Annotated in this window: 4 protein-coding genes; all 4 read left to right on the top strand. The window is 60.3% G+C overall.

The window, feature by feature from the left end; genetic code table 11:
- Positions 1–206 (top strand): hypothetical protein (locus AXK12_RS09345; protein ID WP_231863476.1); only part of this gene is annotated, 206 nt, incomplete at its 5' end.
- Positions 207–363: 157 nt separating this feature from the next.
- Complete coding sequence (locus AXK12_RS01600) at positions 364–4,095, top strand: MFS transporter (protein ID WP_197456952.1); 3,732 nt, start codon at positions 364–366, stop codon at positions 4,093–4,095.
- A 307-nt stretch (positions 4,096–4,402) separates the two neighbouring features.
- Entirely contained in the window at positions 4,403–6,124 is a 1,722-nt protein-coding gene (gene ettA, locus AXK12_RS01595) for an energy-dependent translational throttle protein EttA (protein ID WP_068711032.1), read from the top strand.
- A gap of 111 nt (positions 6,125–6,235) precedes the next feature.
- Positions 6,236–7,594: a GTPase HflX gene (gene hflX, locus AXK12_RS01590; protein ID WP_068711030.1), complete on the top strand. Its 1,359-nt coding sequence runs from the start codon at positions 6,236–6,238 to the stop codon at positions 7,592–7,594.
- The last annotated feature ends 250 nt before the right edge of the window (positions 7,595–7,844 follow it).

The following is a 7,844-nucleotide window of genomic DNA, read 5'->3' as shown; positions in this document are numbered from 1 at the left end:
TTTGGGAATTGGTTTTGTCGCGAAGCGACGAGGCCAATTCCCAAATTAAATGGAAGCGGTCACTGACCGCCGCCCCACGCGGAGTGGAAGGAGCAGCTCCATTCTCCATTTTGTTCAAAAATTTGTTAAAAAACAACTTATGCGGGTTTAATTTCCGTGTGTGCGAGCGGCTTGGCTTTCTGGGTTTTTCGGAATTAGTTCGGTAACTACGTAGATTTTGCTCAGGATTTTGCGCAAGATATGAGGCTTGATAGTAGGGTGTATGTAGTTAGCAACTACTGCATTATGCCTATGTTCGGCCGAGCTAATGCGTATTTCCTCTCCCCAGATAGAACACCAAAGCCTTATAAGTTAAGAACTTATGTGAGTTTGGCTTTCGCGTGTGCGAGCGGATTCGTTTTCGGGCTTTTCGGAGTCAGTACGGTTACTGCGCAGATTTTGCCGCCGTCGGGAGTCACCACTTATCACTGGGATCGCGGGGCAGGGACGAATAATTGGGAGGACGGAGCCAACTGGTATAACAGCACGAGTGCCTTTGATAACCAAGTGCCCGTGTCCAACGCAGACTTGGTTTTCGGAAACAAGCCTAGCGGCACCGACGCTCAGACGGTCATCCTACCCGCCGGCGACACCGCTGTCCGCTCAATTTGGTTTGAGGCGGGGCGCGATTACACGCTCCAAGGCTTTGGGGGTACTTTCATCCTCGGCGCTGGGCTCGAGGACGGTGGCCGACTCGTCACCGTCCTCGATGGCGGGCTACCCGCCAACCGCTACACGATTGGCCAGCGGATTTCCCTCGCTCCCGCTGATGCGGGCAACCCCGCCAAAACTTTCGAAATCGCCAACTACTCGACCGACAGCGTCCTCAGTTTTCTCGGCAGCATTAACCTCAGAGGCCACTCATTGCGGGTTACCGGAACGGGGGTGACTTATTTCCGTGAAAGCATAACTTTAAGTAACGGAAGCGTGCTCTCCACCGTAGCGAGCTCGACCACCGATCCGACCATTCTCATGATCGGGAATATTATCCTTCCCGGGCTTGCTGCCACTGCTCAGTTCACTGTGGGAAGTAATACGCTAGTCATAAGAGACGGATTTTCTTCTACGTCGGTGGGCATAAGCACAACGGTGCAGAGTGGCGGTAGCATTTCTATGCGCTCGGGCGACCATCTCATGGGAACCACCTTTCTCTCGGGGCTCGGGCTCGTTCGCCAAGCGGGAGCCGCGCCCATCGGTGCCCTCTACGCTGACGGTCCAACCGACATATCAACGCAGAATAGCGCTGTCATCACTTTAGTCGCTGACACTGCGTTTGGCGCCCGCTCTGGCCGGAGCGATGGGCTCATAATCAGGCAACGGATTGTGGGGGCGGGTTCCTCGGGCTTCACAAAGCTGGGCTCGGGGCTCATCTATTTGCCCAGTTCGGCCAAGCAGGGAACTCAAGGTAACCAAGCGAGCCAATGGACTGGGGCGACGGCTATTAACGGCGGGGTGTTGAGAGTCGGACTAGAGACAAACGACTGGTGGGCAGGTCTTTCGTTGGCATCAACACCGCTCCAGTTCAACGGCGGCATTTTGGAATTCCGAGCACCGGACAGCGACCCGACTCCCCCTTTCGGCATGACCTTGGGCACGGGGGCGGGGCAAGTGCAGTGGCTGGGCGACGGCGGGTTTTCGTCAGCCGCAGTTTCCGACACTGTAACCCTAAACGGCGGGAACTCCCTCACATGGGGCTCGGGCTTCTTCGTGCCGACAGGGAGTAAGCTATTGCTCAGCTCGCGCTATGCGACTGGGGAAATCACGTTTACGAACGAGATAGATCTCGGCTCCCAGTTACGCGAGGTTCGCGTTGAGCGCGGAGTACGAAGCACGGATGCCCAAGGCAACCCAGTGGAAAACGCCCGCGCGCGGATGACTGGTGCACTCAGCGGCACGGGTGGCGGGATTCTCAAAACCGGCCTGGGGCTGCTCTGGCTGAGCAGCTCCCAAAACAGCTACAGCGGCCCGACCGTAATCCGTGAGGGCGCGTTGCGTGGCAATATTCCGATCAGCTCCAACATCGAACTCGACGGCGGCGTGCTCGCGCTGGACACTAATTTCACTCGCTCCCGTTTCGGCCCAAACGGGCGAATCATCTGGCAGGGCTCCGGTGGCTTCGCGGCCTATGGATTCGACCGTCTCGTCCAAATCGACAACGAAACGACTTCGGAAATCGTCTGGGGCTCGAACAGCTTCGTGCAAGCCGGCCAAGAATTGCGCTTTGGCCACTACACTGCGGATGCCGCGGTTATCTGGGACCGCGTGCTAAACTTCGGCGACGCCATGCGGACAATCCGCGTCGAGCGCGGGCAAGCCCTACGCGGCGGGGCGCCCAACCTCACCGATGTCATCTTCAACCGTGAGCTGAGGAACAGCACGAAAGCAGGCGGCTTGCGGCTCGTAGGCGACGGGCGCGCCGAGCTCACCGCAGACAACATCGCCCTCGACAGCGACGTGTTGGAAATCTCCGGCGCGGAGCTTGCGCTCGTGAACAGCAACGCCCGGCTCGGCCCCGTGGGGAATATCGCGCTCAGCGAGGGAGGCCGCTTCGCAATCAGAAACCATGGTTTCGGCGACTCCTTAGGCAGCTACGACTCCGCTCAAGTCGCCGATACCACCAAAGTCACATTCAACACGGGGACACTCCGCTACGACGGCCGCAGGAACGAGGGCCTGCTCAATATCTTCTGGGACCTCCCCTCGGTCGAAACTATAGGCGACGTCGTGCTAGAGAGTGGGGCCAACGAAATCCGCATCCATCACAACATGCCCGCTACGGGCAACGCCAGCTACACCCAGCTTGAAATCGGCGAGTTCAAACGTGCCAGCAGCTCGCGCGCCACGCTCGATCTCACATCGAATGCGGATGTCACCGGCGCCACCGCCTCCCTCTACACCTACAGCGCGACTGGTAAAGTCCGGCTAAGTGCAGCAGCTACCACGCTTTCGGAGCACATGATCGGCGGCATCAACCCCTGGGCCACTATCAACGGAACCGACTGGGCAAGCACCGATGCGAGTAACGCCAATTACATCGCCAACTTCGCGAACTACACGACGGGCACGCAGCACACCGGTAACTACATGCCGGGGGCGACGGTTGCGGAGACCAATTTCGGCATCGTTACCCTCAACTCACTGCGGCTCGCCGCCTGGAGTAACGGCAGCGCCACCGGTTCGCATCGGGCGACACTAAACGGCGCGCTTACGCTGAGCAGCGGCGGAATTCTCGCCAACGGCGCAGTTAGCGGCATCAGCACCATCGCCGGCACCGGCACGATTACGACTGCGGCGAGTCGCCCGCTCTACACCCACGCTTACGGAAACGGACTGCAGTTTACTGGCTTCACCAGTGTTATCGGCGGAATCGACTGGGTAAAAGCCGGACCGAGCCCCCTCTACTATAACGGCCCGACGACTAGCCAAATCGGCTCGCTGTATATTCACCAAGGCAGATTCGAGCTGAATAACGGCACACTTAACACCGGTGCGAATGGCCAGGTCTACATCGGCGACGGCGCGGGTCGCGACGAATTGCGGATACTCGGCGGCACGGATCGCTTGTCGAGTAGGCCGAAAGTCACGCTGCGTGGCACGCCCTACGGGCGCGGCGCCGAGTTTGGCGCAGCCGAAGACCAAGCCACACTCGCACTCGTAAACGGCGCGAGCCAAGGGCTCCGCGAGCTGCACATTATCGACCGAGGAACGATTGACTTCAGAAATGGCACGGTCGCCTCGCCCAACCGGCTCTTCCTCGACCTGCTCACTTTTAACAACTCGGGCGCCCAACTCTTCGTCCGCGGCTGGCACGAATATGAGGACTTCCTGCTCATCAAGAAAACTGCCTACGACCCCGACCGATGGTCGGACCTGCTAAGCCAAGTTTTCTTCGACGGCTACTCCCTCGACTACAAGCTGCTCCTTAAAGACTACAACGCCGACTATTACGAAATCACCCCCTGGGGCGTCTTCCCCGAACCCTCAACCTACGGCGCACTCCTCGCCGCAGCAGGCATCGCCCTCGTCGCATGGCGAAAGAAACGCGCCGCGAGGTAAATTCCACTGCGCGTGGGGCGGTGGCATGCTGCCACTCCCATTTAAATCGCGATTTGGCTCGGAGGCTTTGCCTCCGAACATAAATCGCGATTTTGAAATAGAGCCTTTCGCTCCCTGTCGCAACGCGACAGGGGGAATGCTTTCAAATTTGGGAATTGGTTTTGTCGCGAAGCGACGAGGCCAATTCCCAAATTAAATGGAAGCGGTCACTGACCGCCGCCTCACGCGTAGTGGGGACAGGCCCTAGTTTAGCGGGGGGATAAATACGCTGGAAGTGTGTGGGCGGTGGGGTTTGCTCGGCGAGTTTATGGCGAAAAAAGCGCAGCAGCAGAGCGGTGGGGCGGGTGAGGCCGCCCCGAAAATCATTTTCTCGATGCTTGGCGTCTCGAAAAAAATCGAGCGCAAGGAGATCCTTCGCGACGTGTCGCTCTCGTTTTTTTACGGAGCAAAGATTGGCGTTCTTGGGCTCAACGGTTCGGGGAAGTCGTCGCTGATGCGAATCCTTGCCGGGCGCGACACAGAGATTGAGGGGCGGGTCCATATCGAGCCTGGCTATACGGTGGGCTTCCTTGAGCAGGAGCCCCAGCTTACGGGGGGCGCTACGGTGCGGGCTTGTGTGGAAGAAGGGGTCGCCCGCTTGACTGCGCTTGCGGCGGAGTACGATGCGAGTTGGGACGCGCTCGCGGAGGCTGCGGATGAGGCGGCGCGCGAGAAGATCGCTGACCGCCAAGCCCAGTTGCAAACCGAGCTCGACCGGCTGGGCGGCTGGGATACTGCGCCGCTTGTCGAGCAAGCGATGGACGCGCTGCGCTGTCCGCCGGAGGAGGCGGTGGTTGACACGCTTTCGGGGGGCGAGCGGCGTCGTGTCGCGCTTGCCCGGCTGCTCCTGCAAAAGCCCGATATTCTGCTGCTCGACGAACCGACAAACCACCTCGACGCGGAGAGCGTGCATTGGCTGGAGCAGCATCTCGCGCGCTACGAAGGCACGGTCATCGCGGTGACGCACGATCGGTATTTCTTGGACAATGTGGCGGGCTGGATTCTCGAGCTGGAGCGCGGGCACGGCATCCCTTGGCGGGGGAATTACTCGGGCTGGCTGGAGCAAAAACAGCGGCGTCTGGCGGTGGAGCAGCGCACGGAAGATCGTCGGCAAAAGGCGATGGCGCGCGAGTTGGAGTGGATTCGCTCTTCGGCGAAGGCGCGCCAAGCGAAGGGGCAAGCGCGTATCAACGCTTACGAAGCGCTCCTTGCGCAAGATGTCGCCGAGCAGGAGCGGCACTTTGAGATTTTGATACCGCCTGGGCCGCGGCTCGGAAACCTCGTCGTTGAAGCGCGCGGCGTTGCGAAGGGGTTTGGCGACAAGCTGCTTTTTAGCGACCTCGACTTTGCGCTGCCGCCGGGCGGGATTGTTGGCGTTATCGGCCCCAATGGTGCGGGTAAGACTACCCTCTTTAAACTCATCACTGGGCTCGAAACACCTGACGCAGGGAGCTTTAAAGTGGGTGAGACGGTGCGGCTCGCGTATGTCGAGCAATCGCGCGATTCGCTCGATGACGCAGAAACGATTTGGGAGGCGATTAGCGGTGGGCAGGAGATGATTGAGCACGGGAGCCGCCGCGTGAATTCGCGCGCGTACTGTGCGCAGTTTGGGTTTACGGGGGCAGACCAGCAGAAGCGGCTGGGCATCCTTTCGGGCGGGGAGCGTAACCGTGTGCTGCTCGCCCGCGTGCTGCGCAGCGGCGCAAACTTACTGCTGCTCGACGAGCCGACAAACGACCTCGACGTAAACTCGATTCGCGCGCTCGAAGAGGCGCTTGCGAACTTTGCCGGTTGTGCGGTCGTCATCTCGCACGACCGCTGGTTTCTCGACCGCATCGCGACGCACATGATTGCCTTCGAGGGCGACAGCCAAGTGCGCGTATTTAACGGCAACTACACGAGCTACCTCGAGGATTACCGCCGTCGCAAAGGGGCCGATGCTGAGCAGCCGCACCGGATCAAGTATCGGCGGCTTTCGCACAGTCGCTGACTGGGGGCGGGCTATTGGCCGCAGTCCCTTTTTTCTGGCACGGGCTCGTCGGCCCGTGTCCGCTTGCTCGTGGCTCGCGCTAATCCCCCCGCTGCGCTGCAACTTCCGCTTATGGCCGACTTTTTAGATAATACGCCTCAGTCCGACCCCAACCGCTGCGAGCGCGCGCTGCTTGTCGGTGTGCACACGCAGACGATGCGCACGGGCGAGGCAGAGGAGTTGCTCGAAGAGCTGCGCGAGTTGGTCGAGAACCTGCAGATCTCGGTTGTGCACCGCGAGCTTGTCACCCTGCGCGGCCAGCCGAAACCAGCGACCCTTTTGGGCAGCGGACGCACGGACCAAATCATCACCTTGGCAAAGCACCTCGACTGCGACCTCATCGTAATCGACGAGTCGCTTTCGCCTGCGCAGCAGCGCAATTGGGAAAAGCTCGCCGGCATCGCGGTCATCGATCGCGAGGAGGTCATTTTAGATATTTTTGCGGACCGTGCGCAGACCCGTGAAGCCGTTCTGCAAATCGCGCTCGCTCGCATGGAGTACTCGCTACCACGGCTTGCACGGGCGTGGACTCACCTTTCGCGCCAGCGCGGAAAGGGAAAGCTCGGTGGGGAGGGCGAGACACAGCTTGAGCAAGACCGCCGCCTCGTGCGCGACCGCATCACGCGGCTGCGTGCCGAGCTCGTCCAAGTGCAAAAACAGCGCGCGGTGCAGCGCAGTAAGCGCCTGCGTGTGCCGGTTCCCACGGCCTCAATCGTCGGCTACACCAACGCGGGGAAATCCTCGCTCATCAATGCGCTCACGGGGGCTGAGGTACTCGCTGCCGATAAGCTCTTTGCGACGCTCGACCCGACTACCCGCCAACTCCTCTTGCGCGGCAATCAGAAGCTGCTCGTGACGGATACGGTGGGCTTCATCCGCCGACTGCCGCACCGATTAGTCGAGGCGTTTAAGGCGACACTGGAGGAGACGATTGTCGCGGATTTTCTGATACACACGCTCGATCTCGCGAATCCCAACTTCGAGGAGCACCACGCGACGACGCTTGGTGTCCTCGAAGAGCTCGGCGCAGCGGACAAGCCGATCATCACCGTGTTTAACAAAATCGACCTTGCGACGGAGGCCGACCGCAGTCGTGCGCGCCAGCTCGTCCCCGATGCGCTCTTCATCAGCGCGCACACCGGTGAGGGGCTTGATGCGCTCGAAGCGCAGTGCGTGGAGCTTATCGCCAACACACAGGGCAGCGCGGAGTTGCTCGTGCCGCACGAGCGTTACGACGTTATCGCACGGCTTCACGCGCTCGGACATATCCAAGCGCAAATCCACGACGAGGCAGCCGGTATCTACGTGCGTGCACGAATCCCGCTCGCGCAGACTGGCTTTTTTAAGCCCTTCGTCTTGCAGGGCGAGTGGCCGAGCGAGTTGGACGAAACCGTGGAGCCAGGTTTGTCCCCTGCGGCGGCAGAGCGCTAGGGACCGTTTCCATTGCAAACGTGTTCGCGCTGATTTCCCACTGCGCGTGGGGCGGCAGCCGCAGGCTGTTTTATTTGGCGGCGGGCTCGTTGGCCCGCCGTCCATCGCTGCACCCATTCACAGAGCCGCTTGCTTGCCGTGCATTCGCACGGCGGCCAAGCGGCTCTGTGAAAAGGAACCCAAACTTGGAGGCGGGAGTTTACTGGTGACTTTTCCCACCTCGCCCAAACGGGTTATCGCTCTGCTCACC

Origin of the sequence: Cephaloticoccus capnophilus, assembly GCF_001580045.1 — a bacterium.
In the GTDB taxonomy this organism is placed as follows: domain Bacteria; phylum Verrucomicrobiota; class Verrucomicrobiia; order Opitutales; family Opitutaceae; genus Cephaloticoccus; species Cephaloticoccus capnophilus.
The sequence above is the reverse complement of the archived record's forward strand: the minus strand, read 5'-3'. Positions and strand labels throughout refer to the sequence as shown.